Annotated in this window: 16 protein-coding genes; 7 read left to right on the forward strand and 9 right to left on the reverse strand. The window is 33.9% G+C overall.

The genetic code is table 11. The features are described 5' to 3' along the window. Positions 1 to 47: 47 nt before the first annotated feature. On the reverse strand, positions 48 to 2,603 hold the full coding sequence (locus tag BKM63_RS08330; RefSeq protein ID WP_071636140.1) for a BamA/TamA family outer membrane protein: 2,556 nt from the start codon (positions 2,601 to 2,603) through the stop codon (positions 48 to 50). Between the two features lie 37 nt (positions 2,604 to 2,640). Between BKM63_RS08330 and BKM63_RS08335 the strand changes: the two genes are divergently transcribed. Continuing rightward, positions 2,641 to 3,369 carry a TrmH family RNA methyltransferase gene (locus BKM63_RS08335; protein ID WP_071636141.1) on the forward strand — a complete coding sequence of 243 codons (729 nt, stop codon included), beginning with the start codon at positions 2,641 to 2,643 and terminating at the stop codon, positions 3,367 to 3,369. A 9-nt stretch (positions 3,370 to 3,378) separates the two neighbouring features. On the opposite strand, the gene BKM63_RS08340 is transcribed toward BKM63_RS08335, so the two are convergent. The 4 genes from BKM63_RS08340 to BKM63_RS08355 all read right to left on the reverse strand — a co-directional run bounded on the left by BKM63_RS08340 (position 3,379) and on the right by BKM63_RS08355 (position 6,251). Further along, complete coding sequence (locus BKM63_RS08340; RefSeq protein WP_071636142.1) at positions 3,379 to 4,098, reverse strand: porin family protein; 720 nt, start codon at positions 4,096 to 4,098, stop codon at positions 3,379 to 3,381. Between the two features lies 1 nt (position 4,099). Then, positions 4,100 to 4,831, reverse strand: coding sequence for a bifunctional demethylmenaquinone methyltransferase/2-methoxy-6-polyprenyl-1,4-benzoquinol methylase UbiE (gene ubiE, locus BKM63_RS08345; RefSeq protein ID WP_071636143.1), 732 nt, complete (start codon positions 4,829 to 4,831; stop codon positions 4,100 to 4,102). 580 nt (positions 4,832 to 5,411) lie between these two features. Beyond that, the gene (locus BKM63_RS08350) at positions 5,412 to 5,894 is read right to left on the reverse strand and encodes a dihydrofolate reductase (protein ID WP_071636144.1); all 483 of its coding nucleotides are present in this window, start codon (positions 5,892 to 5,894) and stop codon (positions 5,412 to 5,414) included. A gap of 12 nt (positions 5,895 to 5,906) precedes the next feature. Continuing rightward, a complete protein-coding gene (locus BKM63_RS08355) occupies positions 5,907 to 6,251 on the reverse strand; it encodes a 2TM domain-containing protein (protein ID WP_071636145.1) in 345 nt (114 codons plus the stop codon). Between the two features lie 239 nt (positions 6,252 to 6,490). Here BKM63_RS08355 and BKM63_RS08360 point away from each other — a divergent pair, with 239 nt between their 5' ends. Next, on the forward strand, positions 6,491 to 6,787 hold the full coding sequence (locus tag BKM63_RS08360) for an isoamylase early set domain-containing protein (RefSeq protein WP_071636146.1): 297 nt from the start codon (positions 6,491 to 6,493) through the stop codon (positions 6,785 to 6,787). A gap of 40 nt (positions 6,788 to 6,827) precedes the next feature. Here BKM63_RS08360 and BKM63_RS08365 read toward each other — a convergent pair whose 3' ends face one another. The 4 genes from BKM63_RS08365 to BKM63_RS08380 all read right to left on the reverse strand — a co-directional run bounded on the left by BKM63_RS08365 (position 6,828) and on the right by BKM63_RS08380 (position 10,428). Further along, positions 6,828 to 7,679, reverse strand: coding sequence for a thymidylate synthase (locus tag BKM63_RS08365; RefSeq protein ID WP_071636147.1), 852 nt, complete (start codon positions 7,677 to 7,679; stop codon positions 6,828 to 6,830). 118 nt (positions 7,680 to 7,797) lie between these two features. Then, positions 7,798 to 8,421, reverse strand: coding sequence for a bifunctional nuclease family protein (locus tag BKM63_RS08370; protein WP_071636148.1), 624 nt, complete (start codon positions 8,419 to 8,421; stop codon positions 7,798 to 7,800). 164 nt (positions 8,422 to 8,585) lie between these two features. After that, complete coding sequence (locus BKM63_RS08375) at positions 8,586 to 9,554, reverse strand: electron transfer flavoprotein subunit alpha/FixB family protein (RefSeq protein ID WP_071636149.1); 969 nt, start codon at positions 9,552 to 9,554, stop codon at positions 8,586 to 8,588. 127 nt (positions 9,555 to 9,681) lie between these two features. Beyond that, positions 9,682 to 10,428, reverse strand: a complete 747-nt coding sequence (locus BKM63_RS08380; RefSeq protein WP_071636150.1) for an electron transfer flavoprotein subunit beta/FixA family protein — start codon at positions 10,426 to 10,428, stop codon at positions 9,682 to 9,684. A gap of 500 nt (positions 10,429 to 10,928) precedes the next feature. Here BKM63_RS08380 and BKM63_RS08385 point away from each other — a divergent pair, with 500 nt between their 5' ends. From BKM63_RS08385 to BKM63_RS08405, 5 genes are all read left to right on the forward strand, one after another. After that, positions 10,929 to 11,906 (forward strand): pyruvate dehydrogenase complex E1 component subunit beta, encoded by a 978-nt coding sequence (locus tag BKM63_RS08385; RefSeq protein ID WP_071636151.1) that lies wholly within the window; start codon positions 10,929 to 10,931, stop codon positions 11,904 to 11,906. A gap of 70 nt (positions 11,907 to 11,976) precedes the next feature. Continuing rightward, positions 11,977 to 14,478, forward strand: a complete 2,502-nt coding sequence (locus BKM63_RS08390) for a DUF5686 and carboxypeptidase-like regulatory domain-containing protein (RefSeq protein WP_071636325.1) — start codon at positions 11,977 to 11,979, stop codon at positions 14,476 to 14,478. A gap of 202 nt (positions 14,479 to 14,680) precedes the next feature. Beyond that, complete coding sequence (locus BKM63_RS08395; RefSeq protein WP_071636152.1) at positions 14,681 to 15,280, forward strand: DNA-3-methyladenine glycosylase family protein; 600 nt, start codon at positions 14,681 to 14,683, stop codon at positions 15,278 to 15,280. A gap of 110 nt (positions 15,281 to 15,390) precedes the next feature. After that, the gene (locus BKM63_RS08400) at positions 15,391 to 15,921 is read left to right on the forward strand and encodes an inorganic diphosphatase (protein ID WP_071636153.1); all 531 of its coding nucleotides are present in this window, start codon (positions 15,391 to 15,393) and stop codon (positions 15,919 to 15,921) included. Positions 15,922 to 16,033: 112 nt separating this feature from the next. Continuing rightward, complete coding sequence (locus tag BKM63_RS08405) at positions 16,034 to 18,586, forward strand: sodium-translocating pyrophosphatase (RefSeq protein ID WP_071636154.1); 2,553 nt, start codon at positions 16,034 to 16,036, stop codon at positions 18,584 to 18,586. Positions 18,587 to 18,607 lie beyond the last annotated feature (21 nt).

Below are 18,607 nucleotides of genomic sequence, written 5' to 3' on the forward strand. Positions count from 1 at the left end.
ATAGTTGTTTTTAGTTTTTAGGTTGCAAAAATAAGAATTAATTAGCATTAGAATGGATAATTTATCCCAAAATTTAAAACCGAGTGACCAAAATTGTATTCTTTAAACCATCGGTCTCCCTCTGGATGCGCCGGATTATAGGTCTTGAAGCCTAAATCTAAACGAATAACAAAAAAGCTTAAATCGTATCGTAATCCAAATCCTGAACCCAAAGCAATTTCATCTAAATCGTTTAAGTTGTTGAATTTTGCCTTATCGTCAATCACATTATCGAGCACATTCCAGATATTTCCGGCATCTGCAAAGAAAGCTCCTTTAACATCCCCAAAGATTTTAAAACGAAATTCGGCACTAAGGGCAATTTTCATATTTGCCTCGTTAAAATCGTTTAAAGCATTTGTGCTTCCTGGACCAAGTGAATAGGGCTGCCACGCTCTGTTGTCATTCGATCCTCCAGAATAATAACTTCGCGAAAACGGAATGTAATTTGAGTTTCCAAATGGAATTGCGATTCCAAAAAAGCTTCTTACGGCTAATACTTTTTCTTTTCCAAAGTCCCAATGTTTGATATAATCAAATTCGCCTTTTATGTATTCTGCATAAGCTAAATTAAAAATCTCATAACTGCCGTTTGCATTTTTTTGCAAATTTGAAAGGCTTGAAATAGCGGATAATAAAGTTCCTGCTGATTCTATTTTTGTTTTAAACTGATAAAAGGTATTATCGGCCAAATCTTTTTTAGTGGTTTTGGTAAATGTATAGCTTGAGGCTAATATAAAATCGTTTTCAGTTAAACGTACCCTTCTTTCTTCAATACTTTCTACGTCTTTGTATTCTGCTGTTCCCGGAGTTAAAGCGGTTTGTCCTGTTAATACTTCTTTTGTAAAATTGTTAGCTCCGTCAGGAATTGTTAAATTATTGTCGCTGTCAAGATTTGAAGGATCAACATTATACGTATTGGCAATATTGTTTAATTCGTTATACGAAGATGTATAAACATTAAAATAATTATTCGGATTTAAATTTCGAACATATTGAGCATTAAATAAATCAAATTTTACAGTATTGTGTCTTTTTGGAGACCAGTTATAAGAGATTCCTCCTGTGAAGTTTTCTTTATCCAAACCAATATTTTGCTGTTTTGAAAAACCGGCCGCTATTGCTGTGGAAGGAATCATTCTTTTAGGGATAATTTTCTCTGTTCCAAATGGCATTAAAATTCTCGGGAAGTTTAATTTTAAATCAAGTCCATATTCCGAAACGTTAAAAAAGTTGTCGTTAGGGTTTGCCATGTCCTTAGACGAACCAATATTAGCACGTGCTGAAATTTCTAATGTTTCAGCTCTGTTAAAAACATTACGAATGGTTTCTGAAATACTGGCCCCGATTCCAAAATCCTGAATATTAGAGTGAGTTACATCCAAAGTTGCTCCAAAACTATATTTTTTTCGTGGTGTTAAATAGACATTAGCAATTAAAGACTGTGCAGTCGAGTCGCGTTTGTCTACTTCGTATTGTATAGAAGGATAATTGAAGATTTTAAGATTGTTTAAATAACGAGACGAAAGCGTAGTTCTCGTATCCGAAAAAGTACTTCCCTTGTTGATGAAAATCGCATCTGTAATAGCGCGAGGCTTGTATTTTAATTTTTTATAACTGTATAAATTGAAATTGTTGTATGTTGTACTATCGCTGATTTTGTTTTTTGCATTTGCTGGAGAATAATCAGTGTAAATGTTTACATCGCTGATAGTGTATAGTTTAAAAGGTTCTGTTCTGCTGGAATCTCTTTCTTGTATATTGTTGTTGTTGATGATTAAAGTTACGTCAGCCTTGTTTTTTTTGCCAATGGTATCAATGTCAAAAGTTACATAAGTCGGCTGGAAGAAATAGGCTCCGTGGTTTCTAAAATAAGTAGTCAAACGGTTTTTTTCTTCCTCAAAATCAGAAGTTTTATATTGATTTCCTGATTTTAAAAAAGACGGCTCATTGTTTGTTGTATATAATGAATCAAGGGCAGGAGTTGATATTTTGGTTTTAATAGTATCAAGCGTATAAGCTGGTCCGGTTGTAATATTGTAATTTATCTGAGCTTTTTTTCTTGCGATGCTGTCAATTGTATAATCAGTTGATACATTAAAATATCCATTATTAAAATAGTAGAATTTTAAACGCAGTAATGATTTTTTGGTTTTTGATGTGTCGATTATTACCGGTGGTTCTCCGGTGCTTTTTAAGAATTCATGAATTCCTTTGTATAAAAATGACTGTCCAAGTCTGTCTACTTGTTTTGCAGATAAAAATTTAGCCTGACGCTCATATAAACCAGGGTGGTTTTTAAACTTTGCCTGATAAGTTGAGTCAGGATTTAAGTTAGCCAGATTGTATAAATTCAATCGAAGCTTGTAGCCCAAAAGTGTACCATTTGGTTTTTGATACATTTGGTTGGAGGCGTTTTCGTCGTTTGTAGGCTTTCCATTTACAAGAATATTATTTTTTACAAGAAGGTTTTTTCCATCCGGAACTCTTTTTACAGCATTACAGGCGCAAATAAGTATTGCTATTAGGATAAATGCTATTATTTTTGTGGAATTATTTTTCAAGTGTTTTTTAATATTTAATTCAAAAGTACATTATTTTATGGTTAGTAAAAACCAAATAAAGCTTATATCAGGTTTACATCAAAAAAAGCAGCGTTTTGCAAATCAATTATTCTTTGCCGAGGGGGTAAAAGTAATTCAGGAATTGCTGCAATCCAATTTTGAATTAGAACATTTATACACCACGTTAAATGATTTTGAAGAAGTTCAATCTTCAAAACGAACTCTTATTAATGAACAAGAACTTAAAAAAATAAGTGCTTTAACAACTCCAAATTCTTGTCTGGCGGTTTTTAAAATGCCTGTTGAAAATCAAATTATTAATTCTGGCTTAATTCTGGCTTTAGACGATATTCGCGATCCCGGAAATTTAGGAACAATAATGCGTCTTTGCGACTGGTTTGGCATCAGACAAATAGTGTGTTCTAAAGAAACAGTCGATATTTATAATCCAAAAGTAGTTCAGGCTACAATGGGATCGATTGCCAGAGTAAACGTAAATTATGCTGATCTTAAAGCTTTTATAAGTCAGACAAAACTTCCTGTTTTTGGAACATTTATGGACGGAGATAATATCTATCAATCTAATCTGCCTCAAAACGGAATCATTATTATGGGTAATGAAGCCAATGGTATTTCGGCAGAAATTGAAAAAACAGTTACCAGCCGACTCACAATTCCAAGATTTGGAGAGCTGCAAAAAACCGAAAGTTTAAATGTAGCTACAGCAACAGCAATTATTCTTAGTGAATTTAAACGAAATAGTTAAGATTTTGTTTTAATGAAATGTGAAATTTATTAAAATCGCTCTGGATTTCATAGAATCAATATTGTCTGTCCATGGACTTGGGCCGTTTATAGGTTTATCGCGAATTAATTCATCAGTAATACCGAACATTCCTCTTACAGAAGGTGAGAAAATAAAATACTCTGTAAAGAAATCAATTCCAAAACCTAATTCATAGGCTGCTGTCCATTGTTTTACCCTGAATTTTCCTTCGAAGTTATCATCTGAAGATTTTGAATTACTTGATAAATTTAAAGTCGTCGACATACCGCCAACTAAATACGGACGAATGTTTCCGGTGCGCAGTGCTGAAAATTTCAATAGTAAAGGGAAGTGAATATAAGTACTGTTTACTTCTCTTAAATAATCTTTTTCTAAGCTCCCAACTCCCGGAAAATATAAATCACGTTTTGTGTAATACAAACCAGGTTCAAAACGTAAATTAATGTACTCTTGCAGTCTTAAATCAGCCACAACACCAACATTAAATCCGGTTGTTTTTTTTACCTGAATATCTTCCTGTACAGGAGTTTTGTAATCGAATTTAAAGTCGAAGCTGTTAAAACCTAAATAATAACCAAAATAAAGGCGCTGTTTCTGCCAGTTTTCAAGGTTTATAATAGGATCTTTGCTAAACATGCTTTTAGCAAATTGAGAATATCCCTTTGTCGTTAAGACTAATAATAAAATGACGATTACAATTTTTCTCATACTATTTTTTAGATGCTGAATAAATGGTTGCTACACCAAAAGTTTGCGGCATTGCTACAACATCTATAAACCCAGTTTTTCTTAAAATATTGTTTAAGGCTTCTCCATAAGGAAATGCAGCTGCAGATTCAGATAAATATCCGTATGCTGAATTGTCTTTTGAAAACAATTTTCCAATAACCGGAAGTATATTTTTGCTGTAAAATTTATATCCTTGTTTATATGGTGTTTTATCCGGAACAGAAGTTTCCAGAATTACGAAAACTCCGTTTGGTTTTAAAACGCGTAAAATTTCAGCGAAACCTTTTTCTAAATTTTCAAAGTTTCGAACTCCAAAACCAACCGTAATGGCATCAAAGTAATTGTCTTCAAAAGGAATATTTTCAGAATCACCCAAAACTAAATCAATAACATTCGATAGTTTCTTTTCGTCTACTTTCTTTTTTCCAACTTCAAGCATTCCAGCCGAAATATCAAGCCCAATTATTTTTTCAGCTTTTGTTTGAGCCATTAGAATAGCAAGGTCACCTGTACCGGTAGCAATATCAAGGATAATTTTAGGTTTAGAATCAGAAACTATTTTCAATACTTTTTTTCTCCATTTAGTATCAATACCAAATGAAATCACGCGATTCAAGTTATCATAGTTGCCAGAAATGTTATCAAACATTTGGGCAACCTGCTCTTTTTTACCTAAAGAAGAGTCTTTATATGGGGTTATTTTTTCAGACATTATTATAATTTACGCAAATATAAACAATATAGATTAACTGTAATTGAGTTTTTTAAATTGTCATTAAATGTTTTGAAGCAGCAAGCAAAATCAGCTGTTGATGCTTTTTTTCGGCATCACCAAAAGTGGGTATTTTAAAAAAATCACTAAAAGTGGGTATTGTGTGATGGGGATTTTATGCACAACTTTGTTGAAGTAAAAAATGATAAAAACTTTAAAAGGTTGATAGATTCAAATTGACTTAATCAAATGTTGCTTTTTTTGCACTGGCAATTATTTGTTCAAGTAAGTAGTTTTTAAAGTGTTGTTCTTGGGGGAATACTATTTTAAAAAGTGCGAAGTACGTTCTTAGGATTAAATTTGTTTTTGGAAATTTTAATTTTCTTGCCTTTAATATCTTAGTGGTATTTGTTATTAAAGGCGTCTTTTGAGATTCGTCTCAATTTAACATTAATGTTATTCAGTTATTTCAAATGCTTCTTTGGCATTTGTGATTTTTACAAAAACTATTTCTTGAGCGAGTCAAGATAAATCAATCGATTTTAAAAAACATCCTTCAAAAGAGGATGTTTTTTTTTGTTTATTTTCGAATGTAAGTTTCATAAGTATAATCATAAAGATGCTTTTCATCTTTAAAATTTTCTTCGGACTCGACTAATTGCCATTCGCTTTTGCTGAATTTTGGAAAAAAAGCATCTGCATCAAAAGTATGATGTACCTTAGTAAGTTCAATTATATCTGCATACGGCAGACCTAAACTATAGATCTCGCCGCCGCCAATAATGTAAGAATCTTCATTTTCTGGACAGGCTGCAATAGCTTTTTCAATACTGTCTACAACAATACATCCTTCCGGATTGTAATCTTTTTGGCGTGTTATTACAATATGTGTTCGGTTTGGTAAGGGCTTTGGAAAACTTTCAAAAGTTTTTCTCCCCATTATAATATGATGATTGGTGGTAAGGGATTTAAATCTTTTGAAATCATTTGGCAGGTGCCATACTAATTCATTGTTTTTTCCCAGGGCATTGTTTTCGGCAACAGCCGCTATCATTATAATCATGGTATGCTGTAACTAAATTTTATTCTCAGTATCTTCGTTTATTTTCGATTCTAATTGGCTTATTCTTTTTTGCTGTAACGCAACAAGTCTGTCAATTTGTTCTCTTTCCCATTTTTTATTCATAAAACGGTCTGTTATGTACACTTTTATGAAATGTAAAATAAAAATAAAGAGCCAGATAGTAATACCCCAGACACACCAGTTTTGAGTTGTTCCTTCTCCAAAACCAAAAAATCTATTGGCAATAAATAAAAATAAACTTCCAAGCAGGAAAAGAACAAAATGAAGATATAAAACCTTTTTTTGTCTTAATCGTCTTCTGGCATACTCATATTGTTCGTGCACTTCTTTTTCCATAAGATAAAAATGAGATTATAAAGTTAAAATTTATTTTTGAAAGACAATATTTTGGGTATAGAATATTTGTTACAAAAAGGCTTTTCAATTTGAAATACAAAATTTTAGAGGCCTTAAATTATGGATTCTATTAAAAAAACAAACTGTTTTTTCTATAATCGCAAATCGATTATGACTGCAGCTAATGTTTAACGGAATTTACTTAATTTAGGAGGTATAAATCTAAAAACTAAATAGTTATGTCTTTAAAGAAACAATTTATTAAAACGAAACCAGTGGTTAAGGTTACATTTTCTATTGATGCCAAAGATGCTGATTCGGCAGCGGTTGTTGGAGATTTTAATAACTGGGATGCAGCTGAAGGAGCTTTAAGCAAGTTGAAAAACGGAACATTTAAAGCTACTTATGATTTGGTTAAAGACGCGATTTACGAATTTAAATACGTAATCGACGGTATTTATGTTAACGACCCTGAAGCCGATTTTTACAAATGGAACGATTATGCCGGAAGTGAAAATGGTGTATTAGTTGTATAAAAAAATCCGCTTAAATAATTTCAAGCGGATTTTTTTATAATTATACTGCAACACTTCCTTTTATTGCAGGATGCGGATCGTAGTCTAAAAGTGTAAAGTCATTAAAATCAAAATCAAAAATGTTTTTAATCTCCGGATTTAAAATCATTTTTGGTAATGGTTTTGGTTCGCGTGTTAATTGCAGTTCCAATTGCTCAAAATGATTATTGTAAATGTGAGCATCACCAAAAGTGTGAATGAATTCGCCTGGTTCTAAATCACAGACTTGCGCAATCATCATGGTGAGCAATGCATAAGATGCAATGTTGAAAGGAACTCCTAAAAATATATCGGCGCTTCTTTGGTACAATTGACAGGATAATTTTCCTTTTGTTTCTCCTTTTTCTAAATCTGGACTTGCTACATAAAATTGAAAAAACGCATGGCACGGAGGCAATGCCGCTTTATTATTGGCTACATTTTCTTCAAAAGATTTTTTAGTGTCTGGCAAAACCGAAGGATTCCATGCCGAAACCAGCATTCTTCGGCTGTTTGGATTCGTTTTTAATTCTGTGATTAATTCAGAAATCTGATCGATTTCTTCGCTGTTCCAGTTTCTCCACTGATGCCCGTAAACCGGCCCTAAATCGCCATTAGAATCTGCCCATTCATCCCAGATTTTAACTCCGTTTTCCTGAAGATATTTTACGTTTGTGTCACCTTTTAAAAACCAAAGCAATTCGTAAATAATGGATTTTAAATGTAGTTTTTTGGTTGTAACCATTGGAAAACCTTCACTTAAATCAAAACGCATTTGATAACCAAAAACACTTTTGGTTCCGGTTCCAGTTCGGTCTCCTTTTTGACAGCCGTTTTCTAAAACGTGTTTTACTAAATCTAAGTATTGCTTCATTATTGCTTTAAGCTTTAGGCTTTAAGCTTTAGGCTTTTTTTCCTAATGCTTAAACTTGTTTTTATATATTTTTCGCTTTAAGCTTACAGCCTAAAACTTATGGCATACAGCCTTAAAATTATCTTTTCGAGATTTCGTCTCTAATTTTTGCTGCTTTTTCGTAATCTTCCTGAGAAACGGCCTGATCTAAAAGCTCGTTTAGTTCCTGAAGGCTATGTTTTGCATATACGTCGCCAGATTGATTGCTTTCTTCTTCGTGTCCAAAAGTTTCCGGATTAGAAAGTACATCATCGATTTCCTGAGAACCCTGATCAGAATCTGCAGTATTCGATTTTAAATAAATTCCGGCTTTGTCCAGAATATTTTTATAAGTAAAAATCGGAGCATTAAAACGCAGAGCCAAAGCAATGGCATCAGAAGTTCTGGCATCGATAATTTCTTCGATTTTATCTCTTTCGCAGATTAAACTAGAATAAAAAACACCATCAACAAGTTTATGAATGATAACTTGTTTTACCACTATATCAAATCTTTCGGCGAAATTTTTAAATAAATCGTGTGTTAAAGGGCGAGGAGGTTTTATTTCTTTTTCTAAGGCAATAGCGATCGACTGGGCTTCAAAAGCACCAATAACGATAGGTAATTTTCTTTCACCGTCAACTTCGTTCAAAATTAAGGCATAAGCACCATTTTGAGTTTGACTGTATGAAATTCCTTTTATAGATAGTTTTACTAGACTCATATATGTTTGTAAAAAAGGCACTTAGCGCCTCATTTTAATACTTTTTCTGATTGGAAAATAAAAGTGCAATTTTAATCAAAAAATATGGAACAAAAAAGCTGCCTATAAACAAAGATACAATATCTTGTTTTTAGGCAGCAATATTTTTAAAGAGAATTCTTGAATTAAGAATGTTGTGCTTTAAAAGCTTTTAATTTCTCTGTTAATTTAGGTACAATTTCAAAAGCATCACCCACAATTCCGTAGTCAGCTACTTTAAAGAAAGGCGCTTCAGGATCGTTATTGATTACTACTTTTACTTTAGATGAGTTAATACCGGCAATGTGCTGGATAGCTCCGGAAATACCTACTGCAATGTATAAGTTTGTTGCAACTGGTTTTCCTGTTTGTCCAACGTGCTCGCTGTGAGGTCTCCATCCTAAATCTGAAACTGGTTTAGAGCATGCAGTTGCAGCGCCTAAAACAGCAGCAAGATCTTCAATTAATCCCCAGTTTTCAGGACCTTTTAAGCCGCGTCCGCCAGAAACTACGATATCTGCGTCAGCGATAGAAACTTTTCCGCTTACTTTTTCAACAGAATCTACTTTTACACCAAAGTCATTATCTCCAATTGTTGGGTTAAAATCTTCTTCAGTCGCAGATCCTGCACTTTCGAAAATTCCGTAAGAGTTTTTAGCTAATCCAAGAACTTTTACATCTGTATCGATTTGAGTAATGTTGAAAGCTTTGTTTGAGAAAGCATTTCTTTTTACCTGGAAAGGCGAAGTGTTCACTGGTAATCCAACAACATTTGATGCGAAACCGGCATTTAAAGCTACTGCAACCAATGATGAAAGATAAATACTGTCTGTTGTAGAAGAAAGTAAAACTACTTTTGTTCCTTCTTTTTCAGCTGCCTGTTTGATCACATCACCGTAAGCCTTAGCAGTAAAACCTGCTAATTTATCGTTGTTTACTTTTAGAACTTTATCAACTCCGTATTTGCCTAATTCGCTTACGTCGCTGATGTTTATAGTTAAAGCTGTAACGGTTGTTCCTAAACTTTCGGCTACTTTTTTTGCATAAGAAGCTAATTCGAAAGCTACTTTTTTAAATTTTCCTTCTGCAGATTCTGCATATATTAATATTGACATAACAATTTTAGATTTTAGATTTGTGATTAACGATTTTAGATTTGTGATTAACGATTTTAGATTAACTAATTTTTTGATTTTAAATCTGCAATCAAAAATCGTTAATCTTAATTCATCAATAAATATCTTAAATCACCTTAGCCTCGTTGTGTAATAAATTGATTAATTCATCTAAATTATCAGGAGAAACTAATTTTACTGCTGATTTTGGAGCTGGTTTTTCAAATTTTACCGCTTTTGTATTTACAGGAGCGTCAACCGGCTCAAGAATAGTTAAGGCTTTGGTTCTTGCAGTCATAATTCCTCTCATATTTGGGATACGAAGATCTTTTTCTTCAACAAGACCTTTTTGTCCGCCAATAATTAATGGTAAAGTCGTGCTTACAGTTTCTTTTCCACCGTCAATTTCACGAACAGCTTTTACATTATTCCCGTCAACAGTTATTGCTGTACAAGAGTTTAAGAAGTTAGAGCCTAAAATACCGGCGATCATTCCAGGAACCATTCCTCCATTATAATCTAAAGATTCTTTTCCTGCAATTACAAGATCGTAACCTCCGTTTTTAATTACTTCTGCCAATTGTTTTGCAACAAAAAATCCGTCCGTTGGGTTTGCGTTTACACGAATTGCTTCGTTTGCACCAATTGCCAAAGCTTTACGCAATGTTGGTTCAGTATCAGGACCTCCAACGTTTACAACTGTTACATTTGCACCTTGCTGCTCTTGAAACCAGATTGCACGAGTCAATCCAAATTCGTCATTAGGGTTAATTACATATTGTACACCATTAGTGTCAAATTCTGAGTCACCATTGGAGAAGTTAATTTTTGAAGTAGTATCAGGCACATGGCTGATGCAAACTAGTATTTTCATAAGTATATATTTTGAATTTATAATATGCTTTTACAAATTTAGAATTTAATTTGGAATAATTATACTATGCATGCATAATATTTTTTAAAACTATTACGATTTCGAAGATTGTATGGTTTTACATGATTTTAATCGGTTTCTAAAAATAAAAAAAGAATCATTTGTGCTGATTGTTAGGAATTTTGCAATATTTGAGAATCTCCAGAGACTTTATTTTTGGATCGATAAATACTAATTTTTGATTTTCTGCGTTTTGATGAAAGAATTTCGAAGAGATAATATTAACAAATAGGCAAAAGTTTGTCTAAAAAATGCTTTACAAGATTTAAGTGTGATTTATACGGCTATTATATCGATTTCGTAAATGTCACAATTAAGTTTAAAAAGTTAAAAGCTAAAGAGAGAACGAACTTCATGCGATTTTAAATTCAATTTATGCTTTTAAGTTATTTAAAATATTTATTTTTGCTCTTCAGAAAATTCAACATACAATATAAAATATGAGAACAATACAATTTAGAGAGGCCATTTGTGAAGCGATGAGCGAAGAAATGCGTCACGATGAATCCATATATTTAATGGGCGAAGAAGTTGCAGAATACAATGGAGCATACAAAGCTTCAAAAGGAATGCTTGCTGAGTTTGGTGAAAAAAGAGTAATCGATACTCCAATTGCTGAACTTGGTTTTACAGGGATTGCAGTAGGTTCAGCTATGAACGGAAATCGTCCTATTGTAGAATATATGACATTTAACTTCTGTCTGGTTGGTATTGATCAAATTATAAATAATGCTGCTAAGATGCGTCAAATGACTGGAGGGCAATTTAATGTGCCAATCGTTTTTCGCGGGCCAACTGCTTCTGCAGGTCAATTAGGAGCAACTCACTCTCAGGCTTTAGAAAACTGGTTTGCAAACACTCCGGGTCTTAAAGTTGTGGTACCTTCAACTCCTTATGATGCTAAAGGACTTTTAAAATCTGCAATTCGCGATAATGATCCTGTAATTTTCATGGAATCTGAGCAAATGTATGGCGATAAAGGTGAAGTGCCGGATGGAGAATACACGATTCCATTAGGAGTTGCTGATATTAAACGTGAAGGAACAGATGTAACGATCGTTTCTTTTGGAAAAATCATTAAAGAAGCTTTTATCGCTGCAGATGAATTAGCTAAAGAAGGAATTTCTTGTGAAATTATCGACTTAAGAACGGTTCGTCCTATGGATAAAGATGCGATTCTTAAATCTGTTAAAAAAACAAATCGTTTAGTAATTCTTGAAGAAGCCTGGCCATTTGCAAGTATTTCTTCTGAAATTACCTATATCGTTCAAGAACAAGCTTTCGACTTCCTTGATGCGCCAATTCAACGTATTACAACTGCAGATACTCCTGCACCTTATTCTCCAGTATTATTAAAAGACTGGCTGCCAAATGCAGGTGATGTAGTAAAAGCAGTTAAAAAAGTATTATACAAATAATACGTATTTAAAATACTCACAAAACTTCATCATTCATAGTTAATTGATGAAGTTTTTTTTTGCCCAGACAATGAAAAGAATAATTTTACTCAGCCTATTTTTTGTATTCGCATTTGCGGCTATTGTTACTGCACAAACGAAAGTGAGTGGAATTGTTTTGGACAAGTCTAACCAGCCTATACCTTTTGCAAATGTTGTTTTTAAAGGTTCAAACACCGGAATTGTTTCTAACGAAGATGGTCGTTTTTATCTGGAATCTCCTAATACTTATACCGCTTTATTGGTTTCGTCAGCAGGATTTTCAGATAAAGAAGTTCCTTTGGAAAAAGCGGTAAATTATGATTTTAAAATCATTTTAAGCGAACCAGAGGCGTTAAACGAAGTTGTAATTTTTACCGGAAAAACATCAAAAAAGAACAATCCGGCTTTGGATATTTTGAGGAAAATATGGGAAAGAAAACGTAAAAACGGACTTTACCAATTCAATCAATATCAAATGCAGAAGTACGAAAAAGTTGAGTTCGACATGAACACAATTGATAGTGCTTTTATGAAAAATAAACTCTTTAAAGGAATGGAGTTTGTTTTTAATCATGTTGATACTTCAGATGTTACCGGAAAAACGTATCTGCCGATTTTTATTAACGAATCTGTTTATGATGTTTACGGTGATAATAAATTAAAGAAAGTAAAAGAAAATCTTACCGGAAACAAAATGTCTGGTTTCAACGGAAATCAGCAGATTTTAGCTTTCGTAAAAGATCTTTATTCGGATTATAATATTTACGATAATCACCTTAAGTTTTTTGATAAAAGCTTTACAAGTCCGCTTTCCAAAACCGGAATTGATGTTTATAACTATGTGTTGAAAGACAGTGCTTATGTCGATAAAAAATGGTGTTATAATATTGTTTTTTACCCAAGACGTAAAAACGAATTAACCTTTAAGGGAGATTTTTGGGTAAACGATACCACTTTTGCTATTAAGAAAATTAATATGGGTGTTACCAAAAGCGCCAATATTAACTGGGTAAAAGATATTTATATCGAACAGGAATTTGAGGTAGAAAACGATTCGGTATTTCTGCTGACCCGTGATTATATGATGTCTGATTTTGCTTTAAATAAAAAAGAGAAATCAAAAGGAGTTTATGGAAAACGAACGACATTGTATCGTAATCATAAATTCAATATTCAGAAACCGGAGAAATTCTATAAGGAAGAGGTTAATTTTATAGACAATGCTGTTTATGAACGACCGCCTGAATTTTGGGAAGAAAATCGTTTTGAGAAATTAAATAAGGATGAAGCAGGTATTTATAAAATGCTCGATACGCTGCAAACCGTCAAGCGATTCAAGCAGTTATATAGTCTCGTCTCGATTTTAGGAAGTGGTTATGTCGAATTTAAAAATTTCGATTTCGGGCCGATATTTTCAACGTTTGGATATAATGAAGTCGAAGGGCTGAGGCTCAGGGTAGGAGGAAGAACCTATTTTGGTCCAAATGATCCTTGGCGTATACAAGCTTACACAGCTTATGGCTTTGACGATAGTAAATTTAAATATGGTGTTTCTGGAAAGTGGATGGTCGACAAGAAAAACCGACTTATTATTTCCGGAGGAAACAGGCGTGATATTGAACAAATTGGAGCCAGTTTAACCACAACAAATGATATTTTAGGACGTAGTTTTGCTTCTTCTGCTTTGTTTACAACGGGAAGTAACGGAAAACTAACGAATATTAATTTGAGTAACGTTTCTATCGAAATGGAGCCTAAAAAGAATTTTATTGTTCAGGCAGGATTTTCATACAGAACATTAGAATCAGCATCTCAGACGTTTAGTTTAGATTATTACACCACTTTACCAACTGCAGCAAATCCTATGGGTGTGGTTAAAAGCGATGTAAAACAATCTGAAGCCAATATTCAGTTTGAGTATATGCCAAACCGAAAAACTATTGGTTACGGAGTAGAGAGAGATTTGGTTGACAGTCCTTTCAGTCATTTCTTTGTAAACTTTAGTTATGGTCTTAAAGGAGTTTTAGACAGCGATTTTGCTTATGAAAAAATTCAGGTTTTCTACAAACAGCCAATTATCATTGGTCCTTTAGGAAGATCAAATATTATTTTGGAAACAGGAAAAACATTCGGGACAATTCCGTTAGGATTAATGAGTGTAATTCCGGGTAACCAGACTTATTTTACAATTGAAAATACGTTTAGTAACTTAAACTTCTACGAGTTTGTTACTGATCAATATACAACCCTGCAATGGAATCATGATTTTGGCGGAAGATTATTTGCCAGAGTTCCGTTTATGCGAAAGCTGAATTGGAGAGAATTTGTTGGTATTAGAGCGGTTCATGGAACCATTTCTAAAGCAAATCGCGAAATAAATGCATCGGGATTACCATATAATGCACCGGAAAATGTGTATTGGGAATACAACGCCGGAATTGGAAATATCTTCAAAGTTTTCCGTCTTGATTTTTCTTGGAGAGGAAGCTATTTAAATATGCCTGATGCTACTAAATTTGCTATAAAAGGATCTTTCGGATTCTACTTTTAATAGTTTTAGTTGCAAAGGTTCAAAGTTACAGAGTCGCAAAGTTTTAAATCTTTGCGGCTTTTTTTATGCGAGATATTTTGTTTCACGCAGATTTAAGCAGATAAGAACGGATTTTTAATTTCTGTTTAAATGTGCGTTAAAAAAACTTTGCAGGAATTGGTTCCGTTTTTTATAATTTTGGATTGCTTATAAAAGATAAACCATGCAGGAAGCCATTGATTTTTTAACCAATAAAAATCCAATATTTCGCGAGATAATTGAAAAGTATGGATTACCGCCAATTCCGAGGCGTCCGCAGGGTTTTGAAACTTTGGTATTGTTGATTCTCGAACAGCAGGTTTCTATAGACTCGGCGAAAGCTACATTCTTAAAAATAAAAACATTCACAACCTGTAATCCTGAAACGATGGCCGTTTTGCCAGACGAAGAATATCGAAATCTGGGAGTAAGCCGTCAGAAAACAAAATACATTAAGATTTTAGCCGAAGCAATTTTAAATAAAGAATTAGATATTGAAAGTCTGGCATCAAAATCTGCAAAAGAGGTTCGAGAAGATCTTATTAAGCTGAAAGGTATTGGAAACTGGACTATTGATATTTATTTAATGTTTTGCCTTCAGGAACCAGATTTGATTCCGTTAGGTGATATTGCAGTGGTCAATACAATCAAAGAACTGCTTGATATTCATGACAAACAGGAAATGGAAATTCATGCCCGGCAATGGAGTCCGTACCGATCTTATGCCACATATTTGCTTTGGCATTATTACCTAAATAAGCGAAACAGGAAAATTACATATTAACTGTCTGTTATTTAAAAGAAAAGTGTGTAGATTAATGTAGTTTTTTATTGTAAAAAAGGATAGTTTGGTTACTTTTGCAATCGAAATTATAGATATAATAAAAAACAAAAATGACCGCAGACAAACTAACAACTTTCGATGTATTAATCGAAATACCAAGAGGAAGCAGAAATAAATATGAGTACGATTTTGAAATTAAAAGAATGCGTTTCGACAGAATGTTATTCTCTTCAATGATGTACCCTGCAGATTACGGATTTATTCCGGAAACTTTAGCTCTTGACGGCGACCCTCTTGATGTATTGGTTTTAGTAAACGAACCAACTTTTCCTGGATGTGTTATGGAAGTAAAACCAATTGGTGTTTTTCACATGGCAGATGACAAAGGACCAGACGAAAAAATCATTTGTGTACCAGTTTCAGATCCAATCTGGAATTCATTAGGAGATCTTTCAGATATTAATCCTCACTTAGTAAAAGAAATCGAACATTTCTTCCAGGTTTACAAAGACCTTGAAAACAAAAAAGTAGATGTAGAAGGATGGGGAGACGTAAACGAAGCTTATGCAATTATTGTAGAGTGTACAAAACGTTTTGATGATATTGAAAATAAACCGGCTGGATTATTTAGTATTAAATAATTTTAACCTTATTCTATTATAAAAAAAGCAATACTGCCGTCAGGAGTATTGCTTTTTTGTTTAAATTCGTTTAGTTAGTTTATTCACTATTAACCAAAACCATTACTATATTATGAATTCAATTATGATTTACCTGCCCATTGTCATGGCAGTTTTAGGATTACTTTTCATGGGAATAAAAAGGAGTTGGGTTTTAAAACAAGATGCCGGAGATGGTAAGATGAAAGAGATTTCAGATTACATTTATGAAGGAGCCTTAGCTTTCTTAAAAGCCGAATATAAACTATTAACGATTTTTGTAATTATTGCCAGTTTAGCTTTGGCAGGAATTACTTTTATTCCAGGCGTAAAAACACATTTATTAATCGTAATTGCATTCATTTATGGAGCATTATTTTCAGCTTATGCAGGAAATATTGGTATGAAAATAGCAACTAAAACAAACGTAAGAACTACTCAGGCAGCTCGTACAAGTTTACCGCAGGCATTAAAAGTCTCTTTTGGAGGCGGAACCGTAATGGGTTTAGGTGTGGCAGGTTTAGCTGTATTGGGTTTAACAGCTTTTTTTATAATTTTCTTTAATTTATTTTCCGGGGGTGTCTGGAAAGACACAGAAACAATGACTGTTGTTTTAGAAACGTTAGCAGGATTTTCGCTTGGTGCAGAATCTATTGCTTTGTTTGCCAGAGTTGGAGGCGGAATTTATACAAAAGCAGCCGATGTTGGAGCCGATTTAGTAGGGAAAGTAGAAGCCGGAATTCCGGAAGATGATCCGCGTAATCCTGCAACAATTGCAGATAACGTAGGAGATAACGTAGGAGATGTTGCAGGTATGGGAGCTGATTTATTCGGATCTTATGTAGCAACCGTTTTAGCTGCTATGGTTCTCGGTAACTACGTAATAAAAGATATGGGAGGTTTTATCAATGATGCTTTCGGCGGAATTGGTCCAATTTTACTTCCAATGGCAATTGCCGGTTTTGGAATTATATTTTCTATTATCGGAACGCTTTTAGTAAAAATCTCAGATGATAATGCAAAAGAAGCACAAGTACAGAAAGCGTTAAATATTGGAAACTGGGTTTCTATTGTTCTAACAGCCGTTGCGTGTTTCTTTTTGGTACAATATATGCTGCCGGAAACAATGCAGATGAGCTTTTTTGGCGAAGGATCGAAAGCAATTTCATCAATGCGTGTTTTCTATGCTACTTTAGTTGGTTTAGTTGTGGGTGGTGCAATTTCTTCAGTAACAGAATATTATACCGGATTAGGAACAAAACCAGTTATGGCAATCGTTCAAAAATCATCTACAGGAGCCGGAACAAACGTAATTGCAGGTTTGGCAACCGGAATGATTTCGACTTTTCCAACGGTTTTATTATTTGCCGGCGCGATCTGGATTTCCTATGCATTAGCAGGATTTTACGGAGTTGCTTTGGCGGCTTCAGCCATGATGGCCACTACTGCTATGCAATTAGCAATTGATGCTTTTGGACCAATCTCTGATAATGCGGGAGGAATCGCAGAAATGAGTGAATTACCAAAAGAAGTTCGAACAAGAACAGATATTTTAGATTCTGTTGGAAACACAACTGCAGCAACCGGAAAAGGTTTTGCTATTGCTTCTGCAGCCTTAACTTCATTAGCATTATTTGCAGCCTATGTAACCTTTACAGGAATTGACGGAATTAATATTTTTAAAGCACCCGTTTTAGCCATGTTATTTGTGGGCGGTATGATTCCGGTGGTTTTCTCTGCTTTGGCAATGAATTCTGTTGGAAAAGCTGCTATGGATATGGTTTACGAAGTACGTCGTCAGTTTAAAGAAATTCCGGGAATTATGGAGGGAACCGGAAAACCAGAATACGGAAAATGTGTTGAGATTTCTACAAAAGCGGCTTTACGAGAAATGATGCTTCCTGGAATTTTAACGATTGGTTTTCCAATTGCAATTGTACTTTTAGGCAAATTAGTTTACTCAGATAACAATCAGTTAATTGCTGAAATGTTAGGAGGGTATATGGCTGGAGTTACCGTTTCAGGAGTTCTTTGGGCAGTTTTCCAAAACAATGCAGGAGGAGCCTGGGACAACGCTAAAAAATCTTTTGAAGCCGGAGTTGTCATTAATGGCGAAATGACGTATAAAGGTTCTGATGCCCATAAAGCGGCGGTAACCGGAGATACAGTTGGAGATCCGTTTAAAGATACATCCGGGCCTTCTATGAACATATTAATTAAGCTGACCTGTTTGATTGGATTGGTAATTGCACCAATTTTAGGTGAAGGACATGCTTCGTCAGATATTGCAGCAAACGGATCTTGCTGTACTAAAACAGAAATGCATGCCGGCGGTATCTCTAAATGCGGTGATATGTCTGGAATGACAAAAGAAGAATGTATTAAAATGTGTAAAGAAAAAGGCTGTTCTCCAGAAGAAACAGCTAAATGTTTAGCTCATTTTGATACAAGTGGAAAATACCAAAAAACGGATTGTTTTGATGTAACTAAATATGATAAAACATCAGTTCGTGTTGATTTAAGAAATGAAAACGGCAAAGCCATTGGAACCGTAACAAAAACTGAAAATGGTAAAACAACCACCGAAGTTTACGAAGGAACAGAAGAAGAAGTTGAAGCGAAAATCAGTACAGCGACTGCTAAATAAAACAACTCTGTCAAAGTTTTA

This window comes from Flavobacterium johnsoniae, assembly GCF_001879205.1.
Classification (GTDB): Bacteria; Bacteroidota; Bacteroidia; order Flavobacteriales; family Flavobacteriaceae; genus Flavobacterium; species Flavobacterium johnsoniae_A.

Coding starts and splice junctions, on each gene's coding strand:
- BKM63_RS08335 (WP_071636141.1), top strand. CDS start 2,641: ATGGTTAGTAAAAACCAAATAAAGCTTATATCAGGTTTACATCAAAAA.
- BKM63_RS08340 (WP_071636142.1), bottom strand. CDS start 4,098: ATGAGAAAAATTGTAATCGTCATTTTATTATTAGTCTTAACGACAAAG.
- ubiE (WP_071636143.1), bottom strand. CDS start 4,831: ATGTCTGAAAAAATAACCCCATATAAAGACTCTTCTTTAGGTAAAAAA.
- BKM63_RS08350 (WP_071636144.1), bottom strand. CDS start 5,894: ATGATTATAATGATAGCGGCTGTTGCCGAAAACAATGCCCTGGGAAAA.
- BKM63_RS08355 (WP_071636145.1), bottom strand. CDS start 6,251: ATGGAAAAAGAAGTGCACGAACAATATGAGTATGCCAGAAGACGATTA.
- BKM63_RS08360 (WP_071636146.1), top strand. CDS start 6,491: ATGTCTTTAAAGAAACAATTTATTAAAACGAAACCAGTGGTTAAGGTT.
- BKM63_RS08365 (WP_071636147.1), bottom strand. CDS start 7,679: ATGAAGCAATACTTAGATTTAGTAAAACACGTTTTAGAAAACGGCTGT.
- BKM63_RS08370 (WP_071636148.1), bottom strand. CDS start 8,421: ATGAGTCTAGTAAAACTATCTATAAAAGGAATTTCATACAGTCAAACT.
- BKM63_RS08375 (WP_071636149.1), bottom strand. CDS start 9,554: ATGTCAATATTAATATATGCAGAATCTGCAGAAGGAAAATTTAAAAAA.
- BKM63_RS08380 (WP_071636150.1), bottom strand. CDS start 10,428: ATGAAAATACTAGTTTGCATCAGCCATGTGCCTGATACTACTTCAAAA.
- BKM63_RS08385 (WP_071636151.1), top strand. CDS start 10,929: ATGAGAACAATACAATTTAGAGAGGCCATTTGTGAAGCGATGAGCGAA.
- BKM63_RS08390 (WP_071636325.1), top strand. CDS start 11,977: ATGAAAAGAATAATTTTACTCAGCCTATTTTTTGTATTCGCATTTGCG.
- BKM63_RS08395 (WP_071636152.1), top strand. CDS start 14,681: ATGCAGGAAGCCATTGATTTTTTAACCAATAAAAATCCAATATTTCGC.
- BKM63_RS08400 (WP_071636153.1), top strand. CDS start 15,391: ATGACCGCAGACAAACTAACAACTTTCGATGTATTAATCGAAATACCA.
- BKM63_RS08405 (WP_071636154.1), top strand. CDS start 16,034: ATGAATTCAATTATGATTTACCTGCCCATTGTCATGGCAGTTTTAGGA.